Raw genomic sequence first — 25188 nt, forward strand, 5'->3', positions numbered from 1 at the left:
AGTGTATGGGATGTCACATTGAGTGCTCTCGGGCGAGGCGGCATGGCGTGCGCCAGCCCGGCCCTGGCCAGGGCCGGGCTGGACGACTCGTCGATCTAGCGCTTGACGGAGAGCAGCCGGTCCACGGCGAACGGGACGATCTCCGGCTGCGCCGCCTTCGTGCGCGCCGGGCTCTGGCCGCAGAGCCCCAGCAGCAGGTAGTCGACGGTGGCGTAGTCGATGGGGCTGATCACGATGTTGCCGTTCTCGTCCAGGCTCTGGTACTTCGTGCGGTTGACGCCCATGGAGAGCTGGCGGGCGCCGTCCGGGCTGGTGTAGGAGTCGGTGGCCATGCCGAAGACGCCGCCGCTGTGCCCCCAGAACCGTCCGCACGGCAGGTCGGTGGCGTAGATGCCGAGGCCGTAGGCTCCCGACACCCCGGCCACGGGCACCGTCTTCTGCATCTCGGCCAGCTCGGCGGGGCGGAGCAGCTCGCCGCGCAGCAGCTTCCGGTAGAACTGGTTGAGGTCGTCCATCGTGGACACGACCGCGCCCGCCGTGGTGATCCACGACATGTTGTAGACGCTGTAGTCCTTGGGCGGGTCGATGAAGCCGAACATCGACTCGTACGCCTTCGAGTGCGGGCCGGGGATGACCGGCGTGCGCGGGAAGGAGGTGTGCCGCAGGCCCGCCTTGCGGATGACGTTGCGGGTGATGTACCGCTCGGCGTTCTCGCCCGTCACCTTCTCCAGGAGCAGGCCAGCGATCAGGTAGTTGGTGTTGGAGTAGATCCCCGGCGTGGCGCCCGGCTCGCCGGTCGGCGTGGCGGCCAGGCCCAGGTCGACCAGCTCGCGCCGGGAGAAGGTGCGGAAACGGTTGTCGTCGAGGCTCTCGAACGTGCCCTGGAGCAACGAGGGGAAGGCCGGGCCCACGTGGTCGGCGATGTGGCTCGTGTGGTTGAGCAACATCCGTACGGTGATCTTCTGGCCGCGCTCGCCGGGCACCACGTCGGGCAGGTAACGGGCGATGGGGGCGTCCAGTTCGACGGTGCCGCGGGCCACCTGCTGGAGCAGGGCCACCGCGGTGAACGTCTTGGTGATGCTGCCGACCCGGTGCACCATGTCGGGGCGCACCGGACGGTTCGTGGCGACGTCCGCCACGCCGGCGGCGCCCCGCCAGTCGCGTTCCCCGTCGCGGACGGCGGAGTAGATGCCGTACATGCCGGCCTGATGCACGGCGTCCAGCGACCGGCGCAGCGCCTGCCGGTCGGGCCCGGTCTCCCGCGCCGGGGTGGGGGCGGCCTGGGCCGGGGTGGCCGCCGCCAACATTCCGGCGGTCAGGGCGGCGGTCAGGGCGGCGGCCGAGGCGTTCTTTCCAAGCGTCCGGATGGTCATGGCGTAAGCATGATCCGAACGCGGCTCGCCGGTCAGTCCCGGCTGTCATCGGCTCCACATGACAGGAGTCATGATCGGTGGCGCGGGGGTCCGGCCCGCTCCCCGGTCGTCTAGACGAAGAAGCCGATGATGCCGCTGATGCGGTCTCCCCTGAACTCGACCACGTCGTAGCCGGTGGCCACCGTGCCGAGCCGCCAGGTGAACAGGGCGCGGTCGTGGTGGGTGCTGATCACGGTGCCGAGGGTGAAGCGGAGGTCGCCGAACTTCCCATGGGCCCTGCCGATCGCCTCCGACAGCTCCGCGTGCCCGCGCAGGCCCGCGTAGTCGGGGTCGGAGTAGAGCGAGTCGTCGGTGAGGACGGCCTTCATGAGCGCGTCACGGGCGGCGCGGTCGCGCTCGTTCCAGATGTCGATGTACTTGAGGATGAGGTCGTCGGTGTTCATGCGCTTGCTCCTTCGAGAGTGCGGGACCGGGAGGGTTCGAGGGCGAGGGCGGTCAGGCCCCCGGCGACGGTGAGCGCCGCGGCCGCCCATCCGGCGGCGTGCAGGCCGCCGAGCAGGTCGGGCGAGGCGGTGGTGATGGCGACGATGACGGCCAGGCCCATGGCGCCGCCGATCTCCTTGGCGGTGCTGGCGATGCCGGAGGCGACGCCCTGCTCGTGCGGCGCGATGCCGGACCCGGCGGAGGCGAACAGGGTGACGAAGGCGACGCCGCCGAACAGGCCCCAGACGACGCTGCCGGGCAGCAGGGTCCAGAAGCCGCCCGCGGGTGTGGTGCCCATGACCATGAGGGCGATGCCGACGCCGGTGCCGACCGTCGAGACCGAGAGCGTCGTGCGGATGCCCCACCGGCCGAGCGCCGCCGGGGCGATCTTCACGGCGGCGAACATGCAGACCAGCGTGAGCGGCAGGAAGCTCAGCCCCGCTTGCAGGGAGCTGTAGCCGAGGACGGGTTGCAGGTAGGAGGTCAGGACGTAGTAGCCGCCGCCGAGGGTGCCCTGGAAGACGGCGATCACGATCATGGTGGTGGCCAGGGAACGGCCGCGCGCCAGCCGTAGGGGGATCAGCGGGTCGCGGGTGCGCGACTCCACCAGCAGGAACGCCGCCAGCAGGAGGGCGCCGGCGATCAGCGAGCCGTAGACGCGGGGCGAGTCCCATCCCGAGTCGGGGCCGCCGGCCAGCCCGAACACCAGCAGGGCGGCGCTCCCCGTGGCCAGGAGCGCGCCGGGCAGGTCGAAGGAGCCCGGGGTGCGGGCGGGGTCGGCGGGCAGCAGACGGGGTGCGGCCAGGGCGCACATCAGCGCCAGCGGCACGTTGACGTAGAACACCCATTCCCAGCCGAGATAGTTGGTCAGCACGCCGCCCAGCAGTGACCCGGCGGCCAGTCCCGCGCTGCCCGCCATGCCCCAGGCGCCCAGGGCCCGGTTGCGGGCCGGCCCCTCGGCGAACCCCCGGTAGATGAGCGTGAGGGTGGCGGGCGTCAGCAGCGCGCCGCCGACGCCCTGGACCGCGCGGGCGGCCACCAGCGTCTCCGAACCGTTCGCAAGCCCGCCGGCCAGCGAGGCGACGCCGTACAACGCCAGTCCGGCCATGAACATCCGGCGCGGGCCGAGGCGGTCGACGGCCCGTCCGCCGAGAAGCAGGAGGCCGCCGAGGCCGATCGCGTAGGCGCTGACCACCCATTGGACCGACGACGGGCTGAAGCCGAGCGCGTGCCCGATGTCGGGCAGCGCCACGTACACGATGTTGTAGTCGAGAGCCACGATGAGCTGCGTCAATGCCAGCAGCCCAAGGCGCAGTCGAGGCGAATCCATAGGTGCCTTCCTGCATGCCGAAGAATTACTACACGGCGTTCACCATAAAGCACGGCGTTCAATAGTCAAACCCTGTAGGGTGTCGGCATGGAAGCGACCATGAGCAGACGCGAACGGCTGCGCGCCCAGACCAGCGCCGAGATCAAGGCGATCGCGCTCAAGCTCATGGCCGAAGGCGGCCCCGACGCGATCTCGCTGCGTGCCATCGCGCGCGAGATGGGCATGACGGCGGGCGCCATCTACAGCTACTTCGCCACGCGCGACGACCTGGTCACGACGCTGATCGGCGACGTCTACACCTCGCTCGTCGAGGCCGCCGAGGCGGCGCGCGACGCGGTGCCCGAATCCGACGTCGGCGGGCGGATCATGGCCTGGGCGCAGGCCGTACGGGACTGGTCCCTGGCCAACCCCGAGGGCTTCCGGCTCATCTACGGCGACCCGGTGCCCGGCTACCGGGCGCCGGACGACAGCCCCGGCATCGCGGCCGAGGTGCGCGCCTGCACCGGCATCACCGGTCTCGTCGCCGCCGCGTGGCCGGTCGCCGGGCGCGCGAGCCAGGGCTATGACTGGGCCGACTTCGACCCCGGGCTGGTCGCGCACACCCGGGAGATGTTCCCCGACCTGCCGCCCGCGGGGCTGGCCCTGACCATGCGCGTGTGGGGGCGCATGCACGGCCTGATGGCGCTGGAGATCTACGGGCACCTGCGCGGGCTCGTCCACGACCCGGCGACCGTCTTCCGCGACGAGATGCGCGACCTCATCGCCTCACTCGGGCTGTAACGCCCCGAAGGGAAGGTTCACCCGCGCCGCCCGGCCCTCACGCGTGGCTCGGGGCGCGGCCCGGCGATGACGAAGACCGCGGCCGCGACGAGGCACAGGAACCGCGGCCGCGCTCAGACCGGCCACGTTGAAGCCGTGGATCGCGGCCCCGGCTCCGCCGTAGCGGCTTCCGGCCGCGTCGCGGAGCCGGTCGCGGCTAGAACATACCGTTGGCGTTGGCGGCGGTGTCCGGGATGGGCTGCATGACGTCCCAATGCTCGATGATCTTCGCGCGGACCATCGCCTGCGGTGCAGCGCTGCATGGACGAGGGGCACGCGCCCGTGGGCGACGCCGCCACGGTCGCGCTCGATCTCCGGCACCGTCGGGCCCGTCGCATGCCGATGCCGATGGGCGACGAGTCTGGAAGGATCACGTCCACCCTTGCCGACGGCTTGCGACACGACATGAAGGAGTGCATATCGTGACACCCGAGACGGAACCGGCGACCGACCTCAACGGGTGGGAGGCCGCGCTCGCCGGCGCCTTCGCGACACTGCTCGGCGGAGAGCCGGCCGCCGACCCTGCCGCCAGGTACGGCGTGTACTACGCCTCGGACTCCCTCGACGAGTTCCTGTTCCCGAGTCCCTGGGCCACCCCTGACGCGCTGTCGGCCGGGGAGCCGAGACATCTTCCGGATTCGGACGGCGAATACCCCTTCTCCCCGTGGACGTGGCGGTTCGACCTGAGCGAGTCGCTGTTCAGCTTCGACGCCGAACTCCTGGCAGGCACGGGACCGTGGGGCGACGACGGCCACAAGGGCCCCCGGCCGTTCGACGACGCCTTCGTCGCCGACCTGCGGACCGTCTCCTCGATCGGCGAAGCCGGTGAGGCGCTGGCCCACGGCGCGGAGCTGGGGCCGCTCCTGGGCCTCCATGGCGTCGACCTGACCGGCCCGGAGTCCGGGAAACTGAACGGCTGGCTGACCGTGCTGCTGCGCGTCGCCACCGACGGCACTCTCACCGATGCGATGCGGGCCGCCACGTTCACCGAGCGCGGGCCCGGACACCTGGTGTCGGTTCAGGACATGGCCCGCGTCCGCTCCGCCGAGGAGCCCTGGGAGGAAAGGCTGAGCGCGGTCACGCATCCCGCGCTCCGCGACCATCTCCGCATGCTCTGCCTCTCCGAGGGCGACGCGCGCAGCGAGGGCGGCTTCTACCACGGCACCGACCACTGGCCGTGGGCCGACGTCCTGGAGGCGGCCGGCTGCTCCCTCGTCGCAGGCTGGGGCTTCGGCGAGTCCCAGGCGGGCACCGCCGTCGTACGACTGCCGGACAAACCGGAGCCACGCTGACCACTCGCTGGCACAGTGCGTGGAAGATCGTGAGGATGTAGGCATGAGTTCATCGCAGCCCCTCGCCGACCCCGGGTCCGAGCCGGACCACCGTTACCTGCTCGACAACGCCCGGACGGAGGCGGGCGAGCGGTTCACCTGGCTGGCCGAGCTGTTCGACGGTGTCACACGGGGGCACTTCGACCGGCTCGGCGTGCAGGAGGGCTGGCGCTGCTGGGAGGTCGGTGCCGGAGGCCCCGGCATTCCCGAGGCACTCGCCACGGCCGTCGGGCCGACCGGTTACGTGCTGGCCACGGACATCGATCCGTCCTGGCTGGACCCGCACGGCGGGTACGAGGTGCGCCGGCACGACGTCGCCGGGGACCCGCCGCCGCAGCTGGGCACGTTCGACCTGGTGCACGCCCGGCTCGTGCTCGTCCACGTGCCCGACCGTGCCCGGGCGCTGGCGACGATGGTGGCGGCCCTGCGCCCCGGCGGCCGGCTGCTGATCGAGGACGCCGACACCGAGCTGCAGCCGCTGGCCTGCCTCGACGAGGTCGGCCCGGCACAGCGGCGCGCCAACCGGCTGCGGCGCGCCGTCCGGGAGTTGATGACCCGCCGCGGGGCCGACCTGCGCTACGGCCGTACGCTGCCGCGGGCGTTGCGGGCGGCCGGCCTGGTCGAGGTCTCGGCGGCCGGCTGCTTCCCGGTCGGCGGGGTGGCCTGCGACCGGCTGGAGGCCGCGACGGTGCGCATGGTCCGCGCCGAGTTGCTCGCCGCCGGGTTGGCCGACGACGCCGAGATCGACGCGCACCTGGCCGCCGTCGACGCCGGCGAGCTCGACCTCACCCTCGCGCCGCTGATCTCGGCATGGGGGCGCCGCCCGGGATGAGCCCGCGGCCGGGTGGCGGTCATGGCGAGGCCGGTGCTGCCGCGCCGGACGTCAGGGCCGCCTGGACGATGCGGATCGCCTCGGCCGCGTCGATGCCGACGCTGGCGATCACGGCGGCGTAGTCCGCGGCGGCCCGGCGGGCCCGTTCCCGGCCTTCCTCGCCGGCGGCCGCCACGAACGAGCCCGCCCGGCCGCGCGTTTCGATCAGCCCCGCCTCCTCCAGCTCCCGGTAGGCCCGGCCGACCGTGTTGACGGCCAGGCCGAGGTCGGCCGCGAGGTGGCGGATGGTCGGCAGCCGGGCGCCCACGGCGAGCGTGCGGTCCTGGATCTGCCGCGCGAGCTGGGCCCGCAGCTGCTCGAACGGCGGCACCGGCGAGCCCGCATCGATGACGATCATCGCAGGCCCACCGCGCGCCGCGCCGTGGCCGCGTACGACGGCGCCCTGACGTGGACGGCGACCAAGGCGAGCACCCCCGCCACCAGGAAGCCCGCCGAGGCGGCGCTCCACCACCCGGGCGCGAACCCGGACAGCAGCACCACCGGCAGCGCCCACAGCACAGCCGGCGCGGAGCTCTCGCGCGCGTCCTCGATCCGCATGACGACGTCGGCCGTCAGCGAGACCTCGTCCTCGGCCACGACGGGCCGGGCCAGCATCTCGCGCAGTTGCAGGACGGCGCCGAGGGCGACTCCGATCACGGCGACGAGCAGCACGACGGCGGCGTGCCGTGCGGTGCCCTCGGTGACGAGCAGCGCGCTCACCCCCAGCGCGAACGCGCAGGCGAAGGTGGCGCCCGCCATGACGGCATGGGGCCGTCCGAGCAGGGCGGCCCAGCCGAGCTGCACCGGGTGGGTCACCCGCCGCGGCAGTGCCGCCCCGGCGCGCCGGTCGACGCGCCGCACCCAGGCGTCCAGCAGCACCTGGGTCAGCAACAGCGCGACGATCGACGCGCTCAGCGCCATCACCGGCACGATGCGGCTCGACCCGGACCCGCCGGAGGCGCCCGGCAGGGCGGCGACCTGTGCCAGGGAGGCCGCGACGAACAGCACGGCCAACAGGACGCTGCCCAGCAGTCGCACCCGCCGCCGCACCGCCAGGCGCGTGGCCAGCAAGGGCGTCGGCGGGCCGTCGCTCAGACCGTGCCGCCGCAGCCAGGTCTCGGCGCACCGGATGTCCGCCGGCGGAGGTCCGGCGTCGGACATGGGAGTGTTCGTCATGCCCTCTCCTTTTGTCGCAAGCTTTGTAGCAACATGATGCGTCATTGCTTGAGACAAAGTCAACGTTCCGCGGGCTGTCGGCGACCCGGTCCGGCCGATGGTGGAGACACCCCGGCTGCTGCTGAGCCCGCCGGTACACGATCCAGTACAACATCGCCAAGCCCTGACCCCCTTCGCAGAGGCGCCGCGGTCCGGTGGGCCGCGTCGCCCCTGCGGGTCGGCCGACCACGCCCAGAAGCTCCTCCGGGTCCCGGGGTCAGCGGCCTGCGGTCGCGGTGGTGGTCAGGGGGAGGGGGAGCGGTAGGGGGTAGGTGCCGGTGAAGCAGCCGTCGCAGGTGCGGCCGCCGCCGATCGCCCGCTTCATCGCCTCCAGTGACAGGTAGCCGATCGAATCGGCCCCGATCAACTGGCCCACCTCCGGTACGGACCGGGCGCGCGCGGCCAGGTCGTGCTTCGTGCTGATGTCGACGCCGAAGAAGCAGGGCCAGCGCAGCGGGCTGGACGCGACCCGCAGGTGGACCTCCGCCGCACCCGCGCGGCGCAGTTTCGTCACGACGGCGCGGGCGGTGTTGGCGCGCACCACCGAGTCGTCGATCAGCACGACGCGGCGGCCTTCGACGGTTTCCGGGATGGCGTTCAGCTTCAGGTCGACCGCGTGCCGGCGTTCGCCGTCTGCCGGCATGATGAACGAGCGTCCCACGTAGGTGTTGCGGATCAGCGCCTCGGCGTACGGGATGCCGCTGGCCGCGGCGTAACCGAGGGCCGCGGGCCGGGCGGTGTCGGGCGTGGGGACGACGACGTCCGCGGCGGCCGGGGCGTCGTGTGCCAGGGCCGCGCCCATCGCCTGCCGCACCTGCTGCACGCGCCGGCCGTTGAGCATCGAGTCGGGGCGGGCGAAGTAGACGTACTCGAAGATGCAGGTGGACGGCGCCGGCGAGGCGAAGCGATGGCTGAGGACGCCGTGCGGGCCGATGGAGAGCAGCTCGCCGGGCTCGACCTCGCGCAGGAAGGCTGCGCCCACCGCGTCCAGGGCGGTGGTCTCGGAGGCGGTGATCCAGCCGCCACCGGGCAGGCGGCCCAGGCACAGGGGCCGGAAACCGTTCGGGTCGCGTGCCGCCAGCAGGCCGTCGGGCGTGGCCACCGCCAGGCTGAACGCCCCGGACACCCGGGGCAGCACGGCCAGCATCGCCGCGAGCGTGTCGCCGTCCTGGTCCGACAGCGCCCGCACGAGCACCGGGGTGTCCGCGTCCGCCTCGCCGGTGCGGTCGACGTGCCGGCGTCCGGCCAGGTCGTCAGCGTCGTCGACGGCGAGCAGGTTGCCGTTGTGCGCCAGCGCGAAGCGGTGGCCGGCGCGGGTCGATCCGAGCAGCGGCTGGATGTTGCTCTCGCCGGTGCCGCCGGCCGTCGCGTAACGCACGTGGCCCACGGCGGCGGTCGCGTGCGCGGCGTTGAGCGCCGACTCGTCGAAGACGTCCTGGACGAGGCCGGTGCCCCGGTGCCGGAACAGGCGGCCGTCGAGGGCCACCACGATGCCGGCGGAGTCCTGGCCGCGGTGCTGAAGTGCGAGTAACCCGTAGTAGGCGAGGCGGTCGAGACGATCGCCGGACGATTCCGGCTGGTAGAGGGCTACGACGCCGCAGCGCTCGCGAACTTCGTCAAAACCCACAGGAGGCCCTTCTCTGTCAGTGGATGTGGTGCATCCATCCATCGGGATCCGGTGCGATGCCGTGGTGCAGGTCGACGAGCGCGGTACGCAGCGCGCGGGTCACCGGTCCCGGCGTGCCGTCGCCGATCGTCCAGTCGCCGTCGCGGTCGCGGACCCGCCCGACCGGGGTGACGACCGCCGCGGTGCCGCAGGCGAACACCTCGGTGATGTCGCCGTCGAGGCACTGCCGGCGCCATTGCCGCAGGCCGATGCGCTCCTCGCGGGGGGTCAGGCCGAGCCGGGCGGCGAGGGTGAGCAGCGTGTCGCGGGTGACGCCGGGCAGCAGCGTGCCGGACAGCCGCGGGGTCACCACCTCGGCGCGGGAGCCGTGGCCGCGTACGAAGAACAGGTTCATGCCGCCCATCTCCTCGACCCACTCGCGTTCCGTGGCGTCGAGCCAGATGACCTGCTGGCAGCCGGCCGCCTGCGCCTGCTGCTGGGCGTTGAACGTGGGCGCGTAGTTGCCGGCGATCTTCACGTCGCCGGTGCCGCCGGGGAAGGCCCGCGGATGCTCGTGCGCGACCCAGACCGACACCGAGTCCACGTCGTCGCCGAAGAAGCCGCCGGTGACGAACGCCATCAGCAGGAACCGGTAGGTCCGCGAGGGGCGCAGCATCAGGGTCCGCTCGTCGCCGTACATGAGCGGGCGCAGGTAGAGGCTGTGCGAGGGGTCGTCGGACAGCCAGCCCTCGTCGTGGCGTACGAGGTCGTCGATGGCGGTGACGAACAGCTCGTCGGGCAGCTCCGGCATGGCCAGCCGGGCCACCGAACGGCGGAACCGGCGGGCGTTGTCCCAGGGACGGAAGACGGCCATCGACCCGTCCGGCTGCCGGTGGGCCTTGAGCCCTTCGAAGGCGACCTGCCCGTAGTGCAGTCCGACCGTGCCGGGGTGCATGGCGAGGTCGGCCAGCGGGAGCAGGACGGGCCGGGTCCACTGCTGTTCGGGCGTCCACTCGATGCCGACCATGTGGTCGGTGAACGCGTCGCCGTGCCCGGGATCGATCACCGGCTTGGTGCGGGTGGCGGTGTGCAGGATGCCTGCCATGGCGGTTCCTTCCCGTGGATCGGGGTCAGACCAGGGGGACGAAGAAGAACGTGTCGCGCCGGGTGATCAGGCCGGCGTCGTCGTAGCTGAAGAAGTCCGCGAAGCGGTGACCGGCCGGCCGGTCGTCGCGCAGGGTGCCGGTGAAGGAACCGTGGACGGCGGCGGTGGCGCCGTCGACGACGATGCCGGTCAGGGTGTGCCGCCCCGAGCGGATCGGCCGGTCGTGCTCGTAGAAGTGGCGCAGCTGGTCGCGGCCGATCAGCGGGGGGAACCCCGGCCGGTGGTAGCACAGGTCCGCGGCGAACAGGCCGACCAGTTCGGTGACCTGGTCGTGGTCGATGAGCTGGTAGAAGTGGCGGATGTCGGTGGTCGTGGACACGTGGCCTCCTCGGCGTGGGGTGGCGGACGACGGTCAGACGCGCGACCGCGCCGGGGCCTGCAGGATCGGCCCGACGATCGCGGCCATGGCCGGGCTGACCAGGTCGCTGTGGCCGCAGTCGAGCCGGTGGACGTCGACGCGTCCGGTGGCGTAGGGCGTCCACGCGTGCCCGCCCGGCCAGTCGGCGGGCCGCCCGGCGGTGGCCTCGACGAACGTGATGTCGCCGTCGAAGGCGGCGCTTCGGTGCACCCGGGCGGCGTTGAGGTTGCTGGCGAACACGTCGAGCAGCGCGGCGATCTCCGCCTCCTCGATGCGGGCCAGCGGGCTGTCGGAGCCGCGCACGATGCGGACGAACGCCGCCCGGTCCAGCGACGCGGGCGAGCGGTCGGCGGTGAGCAGGCCCAGCTCGGCCAGCAGTTCGGCGAGCACGGCCGGATCCTCGGCGTGGACCGGCCCGCGCGCCGCGGCGACCTCGGCCGGGTAGCCGTCCAGCAGGGCCAGCAGCTCGACCCGCTCGCCGTGGCGTTGCAGGTCCACCGCCACGGCGTGGGCCACGACCGCACCGAACGACCAGCCCATCAGCCGGTACGGGCCGTGCTCCTGGACCGACCGGATCAGCGCGGTGTACTCGTCCACCATGGCCGGGACCGACCTGGTGGCGCCCGGCTGCCCGAGGCCCCTGGCCTGCAGGCCGTAGAACGGCCGGCCGGGGTCGAGGTGGGGGACCAGCGCCGAGTAGCCCCAGCTGGTCCCGGTCGCCGGGTGGACGCCGAACAGCGGGACGCGGTCACCGGCGGTGCGCAGCGGCAGCAACATCGGGAACGTCTGCCTGCCGCCCTCCTGCCCGGTGGGGTGGTCGATGTGGTGGGCGATGCCGGTGACGGTGGGGTCGGCGAAGATCTGGCGCAGGGGGAGTTCGGTGTCGAAGAGCGTCCGGATGCGGCTGACGAGCCGCATGATCAGGAGGGAGTGTCCGCCGAGGTCGAGGAAGTTGTCGGTGGGGCCGACGTCGGTGACGCCGAGGATGTCGGTGAAGAGCCCGGCGACGATCTCCTGGGTGGGGGTGGTGGTGGCTGCCCCGGTGCCGGTGATGGTGGGGCGGGGGAGTTGATCGCGGTCCACTTTGCCGGCGGTGGTGAGGGGGAGCCGGGGGATGGCGATGACGACGCTGGGGATCAGGTGTTCGGGAAGGGTCTGGGAGAGGTTGTTGCGGATGGTCGCGGTGTCGAGCTGTTGGTGGGGGATGTCGGCCGGGGGGACGACGTAGCCGACGAGGCGGCGGGTGCCGGTGCTGTCGTCGGCGATGACGACGGCCTGGCTGACGGCCGGGTCCCTGACGAGGGCGGCTTCGATCTCGCCGGGTTCGACCCGGAACCCGCGGATCTTGACCTGGTCGTCACCCCGGCCGAGGAACTCCAGCTCGCCGTCGCGGCGGAACCGGGCGATGTCGCCGGTCCGGTACATCCTGGTGCCCGGCTCGCCGAACAGCTCACCGAACGGGTCGGCGACGAAACGCTCGGCGGTCAGCCCCGGCCGGTTCAGGTACCCCCGGGCGACCCCGGCGCCGGCGATGTAGAGCTCCCCGGCCACGCCGGGCGCCACCGGTTCGAGCCGGGCGTCGAGGACGTACATGCGGATGTTGGCGATCGGCCGGCCGATCGGCACCGGTGAGGCCGCCGCCGGCGGGCCGTCAATGACGTGGACCGAGCAGCCGACCACGGTCTCCGTCGGGCCGTACTCGTTGATCAGCCGGGCGCCGGGGCAGATCCGCTGCCAGGAGGTCACCGTCTGGGGACGCACTTCGTCGGCGCCGATCACGTACGTGCGCACCGAGTCGAGGACGGTGCCGGGGGCGAGCTGGGCGGCGAGCAGGTCGACGTGGCCGGGGGTCAGCTTGAGCAGGCTGAAGTCGCGTGGTTCGCGCAGGAGCGCGGCCAGGGCCTGACCGCCGGTGTCCGGGCCGATCAGCGTGACGTCGCGGCCGTCGATCAGCGGGAGCCAGAAGTTGGGCACCGACAGGTCGACGGCGACCGAGCCGACCAGCGGCGCCCCGGACTCGCCGTCCAGGCCGTATCCGTCCACGGCCCACCACAGGTAGTTCAGCAGCCCACGGTGGGAGATCAGCACGCCCTTGGGGCGTCCGGTCGAACCGGAGGTGTACATGGCGTACACCAGGTTGTCGCCGCTGATCGGGAGGTCCAGGTCCCGGCCGGAACGGGCCTGGATCCGGTCCCGGTCACGGCCCAGCCGGACCACGGTCGCGCCGGTCAGGCCCTCGACGGTGCCGGCGTGCTCGTCCTGCGCGACGACGACGTCGGCGCCGGTGTCGTCCAGGACGAACGCGAGCCGCTCCGCCGGGTGCGCGGGATCCAGCGGGACGTAGGCCGCGCCCGCCTTCATCACCGCCAGCAGGGCGACCAGCAGGTCGGGGCTCTCACCGGCGCAGACCCCGACGAACGACTCGGCGCCCACGCCCAGGCCGCCCAGATGCCGGGCCAGGCGGTTCGCCGCGGCGTTGAGCTCGCCGTAGGTCAGCAGCACGCCGCCGGCGTCGCGTACCGCGGGGGCCTGCGGGTCGGCGGCCGCCTGCGCCTCGATCAGCTGCGGCAGCACCGAATCCGGCAAGGCCGCGCGGGTGTCGTTCCACTCCCGCAGGATCTGGTGCCGCTGCCCGGACGAGAGCACCGGGACCTGGTCGATCCGCACGCCCGGATCGGCGGCGACCGCGGTGAGCACCCGGATCAGCCGGTCCACCAGGGCCTCGGCGCTCACCCGGTCGAAGACGTCGGTGGCGTAGCGCAGCTCGCCGTCCAGGCCGTCGTCGCCGGCCCGCTTGGTGAACGTGAGGATCAGCTCCAGCTTCGCGGGGGCGTAGTCGACCGGCTGGTCGGCGGCGGTGAGCCCGGGCAGGCCGGACATCGGCGCGGTCGCCTCGTGCAGTTCCAGCATGACCTGGACCAGCGGGTTCCAGCCCATCGAACGCGGCGGGTTGAGGGCCTCGACGACCCGCTCGAACGGCACGTCCTGGTGCTGGAACGCGGCGAGGTCGGTCTGCCGGACGCGGGCCAGCAGGTCGGTGAAGGCGGGGTCGCCCCCGGTGTCGGTGCGCAGCACGAGCGTGTTCATGAAGACGCCCACCAGGTCGGTGAGCTCCTCGTGGCCGCGTCCGGCGGTCAGCGCCCCGATCGGGATGTCGTTGCCGCATCCCAGCCGGGTCAGCAGCACGGCGAGGGCGGCCTGCAGCGTCATGAACAGGGTGACCTGCGACTCGCGGGCCAGCGTCCCGAGCTGTCCGTGCAGGCCGGCCGGGATCTCGAACCGCACGCTGTCCCCGCGGAAGGTGGCCACGGCCGGGCGCGGCCGGTCCACCGGCAGCGGCAGGTGCCCCGGCAGATCGGCCAGGGTGGTACGCCACCAGTCCAGCCGCGAGTCGCCGTGCGGCTGCCGCTGCCACAGCGCGTAGTCGGCGTACTGCACGGGCAGCCGGGGCCATTCGGGTTCGCCGCCGGTGAGCCGGGCCCGGTAGGCCGCCGCCAGGTCGCGCCAGAACGGGGGCATGGACAGCGCGTCGCCGGCGATGTGGTGCAGCACCACCAGCAGCACGTGCTCGGTGTCCGACAGCGCGAACAGCGTCACGCGTAGCGGCGGGTCGCGGGTCAGGTCGAACGGCCGGGCGGCGGCGTCGGCCAGCATCCCGGCCAGCTGCCCGGCCTCGACGTCGCGCTCGACGAGACCGGCCGCCGCCTGCCCGGCGGCGATCACCTGCTGCCAGGGGCCTTCGGAGCTGTCCGGGAAGACCGTCCGCAGCGTTTCGTGGCGGGCCACCAGATCGGCGAGCGCGCCGCGCAGCGCGTCCCGGTCCAGCCGGCCGGTCAGGCGTACGGCGGCCGGGATGTTGTACGACCCGCCGTGGTCGATGCGGTTGATGAACCAGAGCCGTTGCTGTGCCGAGGACAGCGGCAGCCGGTCCGGCCGGGCCGCCGGGCGCGGCGCGGGACGGCTGCCGCCCTCCTGCCCGGTGGGGTGGTCGATGTGGTGGGCGATGCCGGTGACGGTGGGGTCGGCGAAGATCTGGCGCAGGGGGAGTTCAGTGTCGAAGAGCGTCCGGATGCGGCTGACGAGCCGCATGACGAGCAGGGAGTGCCCGCCTAGGTCGAGGAAGTTGTCGGTGGGGCCGACGTCGGTGACGCCGAGGATGTCGGTGAAGAGCCCGGCGACGATCTCCTGGGTGGGGGTGGTGGTGGGCGTCCCGGCGCCGGTGATGGTGGGGCGGGGGAGCCGGCGGCGGTCCACTTTGCCGGTGGTGGTGAGGGGGAGGTGCGGGATGGCGACGACGACGCTGGGGACGAGGTGGTCCGGGAGGGTCCGGGAGAGGTCGTTGCGGATGGTCGCGGTGTCGAGCTGTTGGTGGGGGATGTCGGCCGGGGGGACGACGTAGCCGACGAGGCGGCGGGTGCCGGTGCTGTCGTCGGCGATGACGACGGCCTGGCTGACGGCCGGGTCCCTGACGAGGGCGGCTTCGATCTCGCCGGGCTCGACCCGGAACCCGCGGATCTTGACCTGGTCGTCACCCCGGCCGAGGAACTCCAGCACACCGTCGGCCCGCCAGCGCACCAGATCGCCGGTGCGGTACATCCGGGCCCCCGCGACGAACGGATTGGCGACGAACCGGGCGGCGGTCAGGGCGGGCTGCCCCAGATAGCCGCGGGCCAGCCCCAGACCCGCCATGTACAGCTCGCCGGTGACGCCCACCGGCACCGGACGCAGGCAACGATCCAGCACGTACGTCTGCTTGTTGCGCAGCGGACGTCCGACGGGGACCGGGCCGCCGGCCGTGTCGCGCACGTCGATGCGGTGGGTCGTGGTGAAGATGGTGCTCTCCACCGGCGAATAGCCGTTGACCAGCAGCAGGTCCGGACGTGCCCGCAGCAGCCGCTCGACGTGCGCCGGCGAGGCCGGCTCGCCGCCGGTGAGCACCTGCGCGACCGTGGCGAACACCTCCGGATACTGATCGATCATCAGGTTCAGCAGGCTGGCCGACAGATGCAGCGTGGTGACCGCGTGCCGGGCCACCGCGTCGCGGATCGCCGCCGGGTCGGGCCGCCCGCCGTTCTGCAGCACGCAGGCGCCGCCGAACAGCAGAGCGCCGAACAGCTCCAGGGCGAACGCGTCCCAGGACACCGGTGAACACTGCAGCCACACCTCACCTGGGCCCATCCGGGCGAAGTCCTGGCCCTGCAGGGTGCTCACGATCGCCAGGTGGGGCGTCGCCACGCCCTTGGGCACGCCGGTGGAGCCGGAGGTGAACATCACGCACGCCAGGTCCTGCGGCCCGGCGACCGGCGGCAGGCCCGACGACGGCCGGACCGCGATCGCCGGCGCGTCGCGGTGCAGGTCGACCGTCCTCACGGGGCCGGCCTCGGCGCGGTCGCGGCCGACGACCAGCCGCACCCCGGCGTCGCGGATCACCGCGTCGCGCCGGGCCTCGGGCAGCGCCGGATCCAGCACGGTGTACGCGGCGCCGGCCTTGAGCACCGCCAGCACCGCCGTCACCAGGTCGGCGTCGCGCTCCAGCAGGACGCCCACCACGTCGCCGCGCTCGACGCCCTGCTCGTCCAGGTGCCGGGCCAGCCGGTTGGCCCGCTCGTCGAGCTCGCCGTAGGACACGGCGCCGCCGTCCACGTCGATCACCGCGACGGCTCCGGGGTTCGCGCGCGCCTGGGCCTCGAACAGCTGCGGCACGGTGTGGGCGGGCGGCACGCCGGCGGTGTCGTTCCACTCGGCCAGCACCCGGTGCCGTTCGTCGGCGGTGAGCAGGTCGAGCTGCCCGATCGGGATCCCGGCGTCGGCGGCGACCGCCTCCAGAACGGTGACCAGCCGCGCCATCAGGGCGCTGACGTCCCCGGCGGCGAGCATGTCGGTGCGGAAGTGCAGGCGCAGCTCCACCTGGTCGCCGGGCTCGACCACCAGCGACAGCGGGTAGTGCGTGGTGTCGCGGAACCCGACCTTCGCCCGGACCGCGCCGCCGCCGGGCAGGTTCACCGTGAGGTCCCCGTCCGGGAAGTTGTCGAAGACGATCGTGGTGTCGAACAGCGGGCCGGACCGGCCGTCGCGCCGCTGGATCTCGGCCAGGCCCAGATGATCGTGCTCGTACAGGGCGAGGCGCTGCTCCTGGACGGCGGCCAGCAGGGTGCTCAGCGAGTCGGTGTGCCGCCAGGTCACCCGCACCGGCACGGTGTTGATCAGCATGCCCACCATGGCGTCGGACCCGGGCAGGTCGGTCGGCCGGCCGCCGACGGTGGCGCCGAACACCACGTCGTCGCGGCCGGTCAGCTGGCCCAGCACGACGCCCCAGGCGGCCTGGAGCACCGTGTTGAGCGTGACGCCGTGTTCCCTGGCCTGTCGCCGCAGGCCGTCCGACAGGTCGAGCGGCAGACCCCGGACGACGTCGTCGCGCTCACTGCCACCGGACGGACGGCCCCCGGAGCCGGTGAGCACCCCCTGGACCAGGGTCGCCTCGTCCAGCCCGGACAGCGCGCGCGCCCAGGCGTCGCGGGCCGCGCCGTGATCCTGACGCTCCAGCCAGCGCAGATAGTCGCGGTACGGCGCCACCGGCGGCAGGCCGTCGTCGCGCCCGCCGGCGGCCAGCACGTCCAGCAGCTCGCGCAGCAGCAGCGCCGTGGACCAGCCGTCGAGCAGCAGGTGGTGCACGGTCATCACCAGGCGGTGCCGCCGGTGGCCGAGCCGGATCAGGGTGAACCGCATCAGCGGCGGGCGGTCCAGCGCGAACCCCCGGGTCCAGTCCTGTTCGGCCTGTACGGCGGCCTCCTTCCGCGCCGCGCCCGGATCGCGGTCGGACAGGTCGATCTCGCGCCACCGCAGGGGCGCCTCGCGGTGGACCACCTGGACCGGGCTGCCGGAGCGGCGGGTGTGGAAGCCCGCCCGCAGGTTGCCGTGCCGGCGCGTCACCGAATCCGCGGCCTGTCGCAGGTGGCCGGCGTCCACGTCGCCGTCGAGGTCGACGGTGAACTGTGCGACGTACAGGCTCGACGCCTCGCTCTCCAGCCGGGCGTGGAACAGCAGACCTTCCTGAAGCGGGGAGAGCGGCAGGATGTCCTCGATCGGTGACGGCGTGCTGGTCGTCATGTCAGCTCCTTCTGCTGGCCGCGGTCACGACCGGATCGCGTTGAGTTCCGCTTCGAGTTCCGCCAGCTCCGCCGCGCTGACCGAGCGCAACGTCAGGTCGCGCGGCGCCGCGGCGGCGGCGGCGTCGGCGGTGTCGTCGGCGAGCCGGGTCAGCAGGCGGAACCAGGTCTCGGCGAGCCGGGTCACCTCGGGCCGGGTCAGCGCGCCGGCGGCCCAGGACCAGGTCGCGCGCAGCACCGGCCCGCCGGCGCCGTCGACCACCGCCGCGTTGACCTCGACGGCGTGCGCCGTCGGCATGCCGGCACCGAAGCAGTCCAGGCCCACGCCGAAGTCCGCGACGATCGTCCAGTCGCCGGTGCCGCCGCCGTCGAAGCGGCCCAGGTAGTTGAACCCGATCTCCGGCTCGGTCCCCGTGACGCGCTCGCCGGGCGCGCGCAGGTACCGGTGCAGGCCGTACTCCAGGCCCTTGTCCGGGAGCTCCCGCAACTGCTCGCGTACCAGCCGCAGAGCGGCCCGCGGGTCGTCCCCGTCGTTGTCACCGGCCTCCAGCAGCCGGACCGGGAACAGGGTGGTGAACCAGCCGACGGTCCGGGACAGATCGGTGCCGTCGCGGTCCTCCCGTCCGTGGCCCTCGACGTCCACCACGACCGGCCGGTCCGGCGTGCCGTCGCGGCGGGCCAGCTCGCGCACGGCCAGGGCGAGGCCGGTGAGCAGCAGCTCGTTGACCGTGGGGGAGTCCGGGCCCACCAGCCGCTCGGTGGTGGCGGGGTCCAGGTCGAGCGTGAGCAGGCGGTCCGGTGACTCGTGGTCGGTCCGGGCGTCCGACGGCCGTCCGAGGCGGGCGCGGCCGGCGTCGAGCACCGACGACCAGTACGCCGCCGCGCCCGGCCGGGCGCCGGAGCGTGCCTCGTCGTTCAGCAGCCGCGCCCAGGTGCGGAAGGACGTCACCGCGGGCGCGGGCCGCCATCCGGCGCCGCCCTGCCAGGCTTCGCGCAGGTCGTGGAGCAGGACGCGCCACGAGACGCCGTCCACGCACAGATGGTTGACGACCAGGCCGAGCATGGCCTGCCGCCCGGGTTCGGCGCTGAACCAGACCGCCTGGACCAGCCGTCCCTCGTCGAGGCTCAGGCGCTGTTGCGCGGCGGCGAGCTCCGCGCGGATCAGCTCGTCGGCGGCCTCGCCGGTGCGGCCGTTCAGCGGCACCTCGGTCAGGCACTGCAGGGCGTCCACGTCGTCCGGTGCGGGCACGAGCAGTTCCCACTGCCCGTCGGCGGTGATCCGGCGCCGGGCCCGCAGCATGTCGTGGACCTCCAGCAGGCGCCGCAGCACGCCGGTCAGCCACTCGCCGGTGACCTGCGCGGGGATCCGCAGCACCAGCCGCTGGCAGAACGCGTCGGCCGGCCCGCCCCGCTCGCGCAGCCAGTGCACGATCGGAGTCAGCGGCACGGCGCCCCGACCGGCCTCGGGCGCCTCGGCGGCGACGGAGGGCGCGGGGCGCGACAGCGCGCGCTCGGCGAGCTCGGCGACCGACCGGGCGCCCATGACGTCGCGCACGGTCACCGGCAGCCCGGCGCGGGTGATCTGCCCGGCGGCGTCGATGGCCTGGATGCTGTCGCCGCCCAGCCGCAGGAAGCCGTCGTCGGGGTGGACCGCCGGCAGGGCCAGGACCTCGGCCAGGATGCCGCAGACCAGCCGTTCCGGGTCGGTGCGGGCGGCCCGGCCGCCGCCGGTCCGCGGCGGTTCGATCGCGGCCAGGGCGGCCCGGTCGAGCTTGCCGTTGGCGGTGACCGGCAGCTCGTCCAGCGTGACGTAGCGGGCGGGCACCATGTGCGCCGGCAGGCGCTCGGCCAGGTAAGCCTCCAGGGCGTCGCCCGTCACCGGCGGGTACGCCTCCATGGCCTCGTCCGTCACCGCGTCGGCGGCGACCAGGTAGCCCACCAGGTGCTGGTGGCCCCCGGCGTTCTCACGGACCAGCACCGCGGCCTGCTCGACCGCCGGGTGGCCGGTCAGCGCCGACTCGATCTCGCCGAGCTCGATGCGCTGTCCGCGTAGTTTGACCTGGTTGTCGACCCGGCCGGCGTACTCGAACGCGCCGTCGGGCCGGCGCCGGCCGAGATCGCCGGTCCGGTACATGCGCTCGCCCGCGGCGCCGAACGGGTCGGCCACGAAGCGGGTGGCGGTGAGCCCCGGCCGGCCCAGGTAGCCGCGGGCCAGCTGGACGCCGGTCAGGTACAACTCGCCGACCTCGCCGTCGGCGACCGGACGCAGCGCGCCGTCGAGCACGTGCACCCCGGTGTTCCACACCGGCCGCCCGATCGGCACCGGGACGTCCGGCATGCCCGGTGGGCAGGGCCACGCGGTCACGTCCACGGCGGCCTCGGTGGGGCCGTAGAGGTTGTGCAGCTCGGCGTCGTGTGCCTGGTGGAAGCGGTGGACCGTCTCGGCGGGCAGGGCCTCACCGCTGCACAGCACCCGCCGCACGCTGGGCAACGGTGTCCCGGGCCGGGCCCGGAGGAAGGCGGCGAGCATCGACGGCACGAAGTGCAGGGTGGTGATCCGCTCGCGGTCGATGACCTCGGCCAGGTAGGCGGGGTCGCGGTGGCCGTCCGGGCGGGCCATGACCAGCGTCGCGCCCTGCAGCAGCGGCCAGAAGAACTCCCACACGGACACGTCGAAGCCGGCCGGGGTCTTCTGCAGCACCCGGTCGTCGGGCCGCAGGCCGTACTGCGCCTGCATCCAGGCCAGGCGGTTGACGATGGCCCGATGGCTGATCCCGACGCCTTTGGGACGTCCGGTCGAGCCGGAGGTGTAGATGACGTACGCCAGGTTGCCGGGCCGGACCTCGGGCAGCGTGACCGACGGCGCACCGGCATCGGCGACATCGACGGTGACGACGCCCTCGAAGGCGTCACCGGCTCCGGACGTGACGGCGGCGACGGCCCCGGCGTCGGCCAGCAGGAAACGCAGCCGCCGCGGCGGGTCGCCGGGCTCCAGCGGCAGGTACGCGGCGCCGGACTTGATCACCGCGACGATCGCCACGACCAGGCCGGCGCCGCGGGGCACGGCGACGGCGACGACCCGCTCCGGGCCGGCCCCGGCGTGCCGCAGCCGCCGGGCCAGCCGGTCGGTGCGGGCGTCGAGCTCGGCGTAGGTGAGGCAGGCGTCCTCGGCGACCACCGCGGGGGCCCGCGGGGTCCGGGCCGCCTGCTCCCGCAGCAGGCCGACCAGGGTTCCGGCCGGGACGACCGGGGAGTCCTGGGTCATGGCGTCACCGTTCCCGTCCCGTCCATCTCGGCGGCGAGGCCGGCCGGCCGCAGGTCCGTCCAGTTCTGCTCTACGTAGCGCAGGCAGGCGTCGCGGGTGTCGCCGCCGTGCGCCACCGACCAGCCGGCCGGTACGGCGGCCGTGACCGGCCACAACGAGTGCTGGCGCTCCGCGTTGACCAGCACGAAGTATCGGTCGTTGTCGGACTCGAACGGATTGGTCACGGCGCTACTCCTTGCAGCTCGGGCGTGCGGTCGGCGGGGGAGCCGGCCGGGTTCCAGACGTCGTGCGGGCTCAGCGCGGCGGGCGCGTACTGGCCGAGGGCGCTGATCAGCATCCGCATCTCCAGCTCCAGGCATCGGACCAGCCGCACCAGACCGGCCGCGGGGTCCTCGTCGGCGGCCAGCATGGCCGCGCGGCCCAGCCCGACGGCGGTGGCGCCCAGCGCCATGCACTTCACCGCGCGGGTGCCCTCCCACATGCGGCCGGACACCAGCAGGCCGGGCCGGTCCGGGCCCAGCCGGCGCAGGCACTCGTGCAGCGGCAGGCCCACGTGTCCGAGGAAGGCCGACGGCGCCCAGCCGGTGCCGCCCTCCGCGCCGTCGACCGTGACGGCGTCGGCCCCGGCGGCCCGCGCGACGGTGGCGGCCTCCGCGACGTCGCGACCCGGGTGCAGTTTCACCCAGATCCGCACCCGCGGGAAGTTGTTGCGCATGAAGCGGATCTGCTGGGCCAGGATCTCGGCGGTGAAGGTGCCCGGCGTGCCGCACCGCAGCAGCGTCGCGGATCCGGATCCGGAGCCGGAGTCGGAGCCGGCGTCGGCGTCGGAGCCGGAGTCGAGCAGTTCCTCCAGGGCGTAGCGGTCCGCCAGCCGCCGCGCGGCCGCCTGGTCCACCAGGGTCATGCCGCCGAGACCGGGTTTGGCGCCCTGGCCGAGCTTGAGCTCGAACGCCAGCCGGCCGGAGTCGAGCAGCCGCTGCGTGGACGGGTCGCCGTAGACCAGCTGCCAGACCTCGGCGTCGGCGTCCTCGGTGCTCTGCTGCACGACGACCCCGCCGGTCACGTCGTCGGCCTCGGCGGCGTAGGCGCGCAGCCGCGACAGCAGGGACCGGCCCGCCGGTTCGCTGTCGCGGCCGAAGCCGTTGACGGGCACGACGTTCTCGCCGATCACCATCGGCAGGCCCAGGCTCGCCGCCTGCCGGCTGACCGCCAGGCCCAGCTCGTGGCCGGCGGCCCGGGTCGAGCCGAACGCGGAGACGTACACCGGCAGCGGCGAGCGCAGGGCGCCGATCACGGTCGACAGGTCGACGTCGCGGTAGGTGGGTTCGCGGCCGAGCTCGATCAGCTTCTCCAGCCGGTTCGGCATGAACACCGGCGGCACCAGCCGGGTGGACTCCAGTGGGTCGTCGCCGGCGGTGTCCTGGGCGCCGAACAGGGAGCCGAACAGGGCGCTGCCGTAGCCGCCGGCGTCCGGGAACAGGGCCGCGACGCCGTGGCGCGCCCGTCGGCGTACCGGCTGCTCGGGGAACCCGTGCGCGACGAGCCCGGTCACGGCGTCGCCGTCCCGGGCAGCTTCGGGTAGGCGCTGGCCTGCCAGACCGCGTCGAGCCCGGCGACGTAGCGGGTCAGCCGTTCGAGGCCGAGGCCGAAGCCCGCGCTGGCCGGGACGCCGGTGCGCAGCAGGTCGAGGTACCACTGGTACTTGGCGGGATTCTCGCCGGACTCGCGGATGCGGGCGACGACCCGCCGGTAGCCGGACTCGCGTTCGCTGCCGCTGGCCAGCTCGCCGTACCCCTCGGGGGCGATCAGGTCGAAGTTGCGCAGCACGCCGGGCTCGGTCTCGCTCTCGCGGTCGTAGAACCCCCGGCTGCCCTTCGGGTAGTCGACGATGAAGAACGGCCGGGCGGCCTTGGCGGACAACTTCGCCTCGCCCGGCCAGTCGATCTCGGAGTCCGCCTGCTGCGAGTCGTGCCCGATGGCGTGCAACGTGCGTACCGCCTCGGCGTGCGTCATGCGGTCGAAGTCGCCCTCGCCGTAGCCGGCGAACGCGCCGGGGTCGCGGCCGAGGGTCTCCAGGGCGTCGGGCCGCAGGCTCGCGGTGCGGGTCACGACGTGCCGGAGCAGGTTCTGCGCCAGCTCGACGGCCTCGTCGCGGGAGGCGCCGGCCATCTCGACGTCGATCTGGTGGAACTCGACCAGGTGCCGATCGGTGGCGGCGGTCTCCAGCGGCTCCAGCCGCACGCACGGCGAGATGAAGAAGATCTTGTCGAACATCAGCAGCGACGCCTGTTTGTACAGGATGGCGCTGGTCATGAGCTTGTACCGGGAACCGTAGAGGTCGACGTCGGCCGGCTTCGCGCCGCGCCCGCCGGGGTCGGTCACCGGCCCGATGATCGGCGCCTGCAGCTCCATGAACCCGGCCGCGGTCAGGAACTCCCGGGCGCAGGCCAGCACCTGGCCCTGGACGGTCAGGGCCGCCCGGGTGACGGGTGAGGTCAGGTGGTCACGTAGCTCCGGCATCGGTCCCCGCGTCATGGGATTCACCTCGTTGTTCGTCGAAGGTTCGCTGTACGTACGACAGGGCGGCCAGCAGGTCGCCGGCGCGCATGCGGTGGCGCGTCGGTTCCACCAGGTCGCCGAGGGGCAGTGAGCCGATCCGCGACCAGCGCAGGACGCCGTCGCCGTCCAGGAAGCTGCGGGTGCGGCCCTGGTTGTCCGGGTGCAGGCAGTACGGGACGTCCAGGTAGCCGTGCCGGAACGCGCGGATCAGGGCGGTCCCGACGTCCGGGTCGAGATCCAGCACCGCCTCGATCAACGCGCGGGCCTGGGCCAGCACGCCGGTGTCGGCGACCGCAGGGAGGGGCGCGGTCCGCGCCCGCGCCGCCGCGTGCTCGGCGGTGCGCAGGGCCTGCACGTTCTCGGCGACCGTCGGGATCCGGTACGCCTCGGCGGTGGTCTTCACGATCAGCCGGGCGGCGCCGCTGTGGACGGTCAGCCGAGCCGCCTGCCTCAGCAACCGCGAAGCGCCGTGCGCGGTCCGCGGATACAACCCCATGTAGGCGTAGACGACGATGTGCCAGTCCAGGCCGCCGAGCCGTTCGGCGGCCAGGGTGCGCAGCGCGCCGACCGCCTCGCGGTCCTGTGCCTCGTTGGTCTGCTGGGCGTAGCTGAGCGAGACGCTGCGCAGCCCGTGCTGGGCGAAGAACAGCGCCTCCAGCAGGCTGAGCGCCACCAGCATGGCGGGCGGGGTCAGCTGGCCGAGCATGCAGCCGCCGAACGTCTCCAGATGCGGTTCGCGGTCCGGGCCGATGCCGGCGGCGAGCATGCCGGCGCAGCGGGCCCAGTTCGACACCGACTCGGTCAGCGGCGTGCGGGAGTAGGGCAGGCAGTAGGAGATCGGCCCGCCCTCGGTGGCGTCCAGGCCGGCGGCCAGCGCCGTGGCGACGATCGGCCGTGGGTCGGCGGAGCCGTGCCGGACCTGGACCGGGAACGTCTGGTCGCGCACGCCGTCGAGCATCCGCCGGATCGCGTCGGCGCCGTGCGCGACGATCGGGAAGCCGTTGAGGTCCTCGCCCGCGGTCAGCGCCCGGCGCGCCGAGGCGTGGTCGCCGACCCTGGTGTAACTGTCCACGGTGATGGTTCCCGCGGTGGTGCGGGCGGCGTCGCGGGTGGCCTCCAGCCCGGCGCGGGTACGGCTCAGCGAGCTGAAGCCCATCCGGGGCTGGACCACGACCCGGCGGTCGGCGGCCGCCGCGGCGACGAACGCGCCGAACGCGTACTCGGCGGTGGTCATCGCGCCGGGACCGTCGCGGCGTAGGCCAGCAGCTCGCTCACCTGCTCCCCGAAGACCCGGTCGAAGCCCGCCGCGAGCAGTTCGGGCGCGAGGCGGGAGTTGGGCCGGCCGGCGATGCCGAGCTTGCCGCCGATCACCGCGGGCACGCCGGCGGTCTGCGGGCACTGTCTCAGGCGTCGTGCCGCCCGGGCGGCGTCGTGCCGGCCGTGCCCGTTGACGCTGCTCATCACCAGCAGGTCGGGACGCAGGTCGCGGCAGCGGTCGATCAGCAGGTCGTCCGGTACGCAGGCGCCCAGGTTGGCCACCGCGTGACCGGCCTCCTCCAGCAGCAGCTGCAGGTAGACCAGGTTCCAGGTGTGCGCGTCGGAGGACGTGCCGGACAGCAGGACGGTGAGATGCCCGCGGCCGGACCGGACGGGTACCTCCGGTGCGGCGGCGGCGACTGCGGTGGCAAGCACGCGGCCATCCCTTCT

Annotated in this window: 18 protein-coding genes; 3 read left to right on the forward strand and 15 right to left on the reverse strand. The window is 73.5% G+C overall.

Going from position 1 to position 25188, the window contains the following annotated elements; genetic code table 11:
• Window positions 1-95 precede the first annotated feature (95 nt).
• The 3 genes from AB0J97_RS35710 to AB0J97_RS35720 all read right to left on the reverse strand — a co-directional run bounded on the left by AB0J97_RS35710 (window position 96) and on the right by AB0J97_RS35720 (window position 3186).
• Window positions 96-1373, reverse strand: coding sequence for a serine hydrolase domain-containing protein (locus AB0J97_RS35710; protein ID WP_364097197.1), 1278 nt, complete (start codon window positions 1371-1373; stop codon window positions 96-98).
• A gap of 110 nt (window positions 1374-1483) precedes the next feature.
• On the reverse strand, window positions 1484-1816 hold the full coding sequence (locus AB0J97_RS35715; RefSeq protein WP_364097200.1) for a nuclear transport factor 2 family protein: 333 nt from the start codon (window positions 1814-1816) through the stop codon (window positions 1484-1486).
• On the reverse strand, window positions 1813-3186 hold the full coding sequence (locus AB0J97_RS35720) for an MFS transporter (protein WP_364097203.1): 1374 nt from the start codon (window positions 3184-3186) through the stop codon (window positions 1813-1815). The genes AB0J97_RS35715 and AB0J97_RS35720 overlap by 4 nt, the downstream gene beginning before the upstream one ends.
• A 99-nt stretch (window positions 3187-3285) precedes the next feature.
• Here AB0J97_RS35720 and AB0J97_RS35725 point away from each other — a divergent pair, with 99 nt between their 5' ends.
• The 3 genes from AB0J97_RS35725 (at window position 3286) to AB0J97_RS35735 (ending at window position 6168) form a co-directional block, all read left to right on the forward strand.
• Complete coding sequence (locus tag AB0J97_RS35725) at window positions 3286-3966, forward strand: TetR/AcrR family transcriptional regulator (RefSeq protein ID WP_364097206.1); 681 nt, start codon at window positions 3286-3288, stop codon at window positions 3964-3966.
• Between the two features lie 461 nt (window positions 3967-4427).
• Window positions 4428-5297, forward strand: coding sequence for a hypothetical protein (locus AB0J97_RS35730; protein WP_364097209.1), 870 nt, complete (start codon window positions 4428-4430; stop codon window positions 5295-5297).
• A 43-nt stretch (window positions 5298-5340) separates the two neighbouring features.
• Window positions 5341-6168 carry a methyltransferase domain-containing protein gene (locus AB0J97_RS35735; RefSeq protein ID WP_364097212.1) on the forward strand — a complete coding sequence of 276 codons (828 nt, stop codon included), beginning with the start codon at window positions 5341-5343 and terminating at the stop codon, window positions 6166-6168.
• 19 nt (window positions 6169-6187) lie between these two features.
• On the opposite strand, the gene AB0J97_RS35740 is transcribed toward AB0J97_RS35735, so the two are convergent.
• The 12 genes from AB0J97_RS35740 to AB0J97_RS35795 all read right to left on the reverse strand — a co-directional run bounded on the left by AB0J97_RS35740 (window position 6188) and on the right by AB0J97_RS35795 (window position 25173).
• Complete coding sequence (locus AB0J97_RS35740; RefSeq protein WP_364097215.1) at window positions 6188-6565, reverse strand: GntR family transcriptional regulator; 378 nt, start codon at window positions 6563-6565, stop codon at window positions 6188-6190.
• Window positions 6562-7383, reverse strand: a complete 822-nt coding sequence (locus tag AB0J97_RS35745) for a hypothetical protein (protein ID WP_364097218.1) — start codon at window positions 7381-7383, stop codon at window positions 6562-6564. The genes AB0J97_RS35740 and AB0J97_RS35745 overlap by 4 nt, the downstream gene beginning before the upstream one ends.
• Window positions 7384-7639: 256 nt before the next feature.
• Window positions 7640-9049, reverse strand: a complete 1410-nt coding sequence (purF, locus tag AB0J97_RS35750) for an amidophosphoribosyltransferase (RefSeq protein WP_364097221.1) — start codon at window positions 9047-9049, stop codon at window positions 7640-7642.
• A gap of 16 nt (window positions 9050-9065) precedes the next feature.
• Entirely contained in the window at window positions 9066-10133 is a 1068-nt protein-coding gene (locus AB0J97_RS35755) for a branched-chain amino acid aminotransferase (protein ID WP_357707316.1), read from the reverse strand.
• A gap of 25 nt (window positions 10134-10158) precedes the next feature.
• Window positions 10159-10512: a nuclear transport factor 2 family protein gene (locus AB0J97_RS35760; protein WP_357707318.1), complete on the reverse strand. Its 354-nt coding sequence runs from the start codon at window positions 10510-10512 to the stop codon at window positions 10159-10161.
• 33 nt (window positions 10513-10545) lie between these two features.
• Window positions 10546-17658, reverse strand: coding sequence for an amino acid adenylation domain-containing protein (locus AB0J97_RS35765; RefSeq protein ID WP_364097225.1), 7113 nt, complete (start codon window positions 17656-17658; stop codon window positions 10546-10548).
• A gap of 24 nt (window positions 17659-17682) precedes the next feature.
• Window positions 17683-20922 carry an amino acid adenylation domain-containing protein gene (locus tag AB0J97_RS35770; RefSeq protein WP_364097228.1) on the reverse strand — a complete coding sequence of 1080 codons (3240 nt, stop codon included), beginning with the start codon at window positions 20920-20922 and terminating at the stop codon, window positions 17683-17685.
• Window positions 20919-21146: an MbtH family protein gene (locus AB0J97_RS35775; RefSeq protein ID WP_357707321.1), complete on the reverse strand. Its 228-nt coding sequence runs from the start codon at window positions 21144-21146 to the stop codon at window positions 20919-20921. The genes AB0J97_RS35770 and AB0J97_RS35775 overlap by 4 nt, the downstream gene beginning before the upstream one ends.
• Window positions 21143-22474, reverse strand: a complete 1332-nt coding sequence (locus tag AB0J97_RS35780; protein WP_364097232.1) for a glutamate synthase-related protein — start codon at window positions 22472-22474, stop codon at window positions 21143-21145. Before AB0J97_RS35780 ends, AB0J97_RS35775 begins: the two co-directional genes overlap by 4 nt.
• Window positions 22471-23457 (reverse strand): asparagine synthetase A, encoded by a 987-nt coding sequence (locus tag AB0J97_RS35785; RefSeq protein WP_364097235.1) that lies wholly within the window; start codon window positions 23455-23457, stop codon window positions 22471-22473. The genes AB0J97_RS35780 and AB0J97_RS35785 overlap by 4 nt, the downstream gene beginning before the upstream one ends.
• Window positions 23426-24715: a methylaspartate mutase gene (locus tag AB0J97_RS35790; protein ID WP_364097238.1), complete on the reverse strand. Its 1290-nt coding sequence runs from the start codon at window positions 24713-24715 to the stop codon at window positions 23426-23428. Before AB0J97_RS35790 ends, AB0J97_RS35785 begins: the two co-directional genes overlap by 32 nt.
• Entirely contained in the window at window positions 24712-25173 is a 462-nt protein-coding gene (locus AB0J97_RS35795) for a cobalamin-dependent protein (protein ID WP_357707326.1), read from the reverse strand. Before AB0J97_RS35795 ends, AB0J97_RS35790 begins: the two co-directional genes overlap by 4 nt.
• Window positions 25174-25188 lie beyond the last annotated feature (15 nt).

Source organism: Nonomuraea sp. NPDC049607, assembly GCF_040675375.1.
Taxonomy (GTDB): Bacteria; Actinomycetota; Actinomycetes; order Streptosporangiales; family Streptosporangiaceae; genus Nonomuraea.

Excerpts from the sequence above, each read along its gene's own strand:
- AB0J97_RS35710 (WP_364097197.1), bottom strand. The coding sequence starts at position 1,373 with ATGACCATCCGGACGCTTGGAAAGAACGCCTCGGCCGCCGCCCTGACC.
- AB0J97_RS35715 (WP_364097200.1), bottom strand. The coding sequence starts at position 1,816 with ATGAACACCGACGACCTCATCCTCAAGTACATCGACATCTGGAACGAG.
- AB0J97_RS35720 (WP_364097203.1), bottom strand. The coding sequence starts at position 3,186 with ATGGATTCGCCTCGACTGCGCCTTGGGCTGCTGGCATTGACGCAGCTC.
- AB0J97_RS35725 (WP_364097206.1), top strand. The coding sequence starts at position 3,286 with ATGAGCAGACGCGAACGGCTGCGCGCCCAGACCAGCGCCGAGATCAAG.
- AB0J97_RS35735 (WP_364097212.1), top strand. The coding sequence starts at position 5,341 with ATGAGTTCATCGCAGCCCCTCGCCGACCCCGGGTCCGAGCCGGACCAC.
- AB0J97_RS35740 (WP_364097215.1), bottom strand. The coding sequence starts at position 6,565 with ATGATCGTCATCGATGCGGGCTCGCCGGTGCCGCCGTTCGAGCAGCTG.
- AB0J97_RS35745 (WP_364097218.1), bottom strand. The coding sequence starts at position 7,383 with ATGACGAACACTCCCATGTCCGACGCCGGACCTCCGCCGGCGGACATC.
- AB0J97_RS35755 (WP_357707316.1), bottom strand. The coding sequence starts at position 10,133 with ATGGCAGGCATCCTGCACACCGCCACCCGCACCAAGCCGGTGATCGAT.
- AB0J97_RS35765 (WP_364097225.1), bottom strand. The coding sequence starts at position 17,658 with ATGACGACCAGCACGCCGTCACCGATCGAGGACATCCTGCCGCTCTCC.
- AB0J97_RS35770 (WP_364097228.1), bottom strand. The coding sequence starts at position 20,922 with ATGACCCAGGACTCCCCGGTCGTCCCGGCCGGAACCCTGGTCGGCCTG.
- AB0J97_RS35785 (WP_364097235.1), bottom strand. The coding sequence starts at position 23,457 with ATGACGCGGGGACCGATGCCGGAGCTACGTGACCACCTGACCTCACCC.
- AB0J97_RS35790 (WP_364097238.1), bottom strand. The coding sequence starts at position 24,715 with ATGACCACCGCCGAGTACGCGTTCGGCGCGTTCGTCGCCGCGGCGGCC.